Source organism: Thiolapillus sp., from assembly GCF_048562965.1.
GTDB classification, from domain to species: Bacteria; Pseudomonadota; Gammaproteobacteria; order Chromatiales; family Chromatiaceae; genus Thiolapillus; species Thiolapillus brandeum_A.
On the sequence record NZ_JBHNMF010001411.1, the window covers coordinates 1 to 640 of the forward strand.

General features: G+C 50.8%; 1 protein-coding gene and 1 pseudogene. One reads left to right on the forward strand and one right to left on the reverse strand.

Going from position 1 to position 640, the window contains the following annotated elements; genetic code table 11:
• A pseudogene (locus tag ACOCD2_RS24655) lies at positions 1-518 on the reverse strand (IS1595 family transposase); the annotation flags it as partial.
• On the opposite strand from ACOCD2_RS24655, the gene ACOCD2_RS24660 reads away from it, so the two are divergent.
• The coding region (locus tag ACOCD2_RS24660) for a hypothetical protein (protein ID WP_293675575.1) at positions 408-640 on the forward strand (233 nt) is incomplete at its 3' end. The pseudogene ACOCD2_RS24655 and the gene ACOCD2_RS24660 overlap by 111 nt on opposite strands.

Consider the following 640-nt stretch of genomic DNA (forward strand, 5'->3'; position numbering starts at 1 on the left):
GCGTAACGTTCGATTTCAGCACTATGAAACCCACTGACTGTCCGCAATTGCATCCGCTGAGGTCGATGTTCTTCCCCTTCCGTTTCAACGACGGCAATAAACGGAGCTTTATGTGCAGCGCCACGCCCAGGCTTTCCTGGACGCTCACCGCCGATATACGCATCATCTATCTCAATGCGGCCACTGAGCTTTTTTCCTTTCTCACGCTCCAGCATCACTTGCATCAGCTTGTGCTTCATCTTCCATGCCGTGTTATAGCTGACGCCAATATCCCGCTTCAATTGCAGCGCTGACACGCTGGTTTTTCTCTGCGTGAGCAAATAGATGGCCAGAAACCATTTTGTTAGCGGCACCTTGGTAGCAGCAAAGATTGTACCGCTCGTCAACGAGGTCTGCCGGTGACAGCGATGACATTGATAGACCTTACGACTCTTGATCTTGCAATAGGTCTTGTTACCACACTCGGGGCAAACAAATCCATCTGGCCACCGCAGATGAAACAGCGCCGAGTAACACTGCTCTGGTTCCTCGACGTTTTAAGTGGAATTCCTCCAAAAACCTGTGCCAGTATAGCGCCAAATACTGGCATGAGGAAAAGACGTGGACGGCAACGAGATACTGCTACTGGGATTGGGGATTC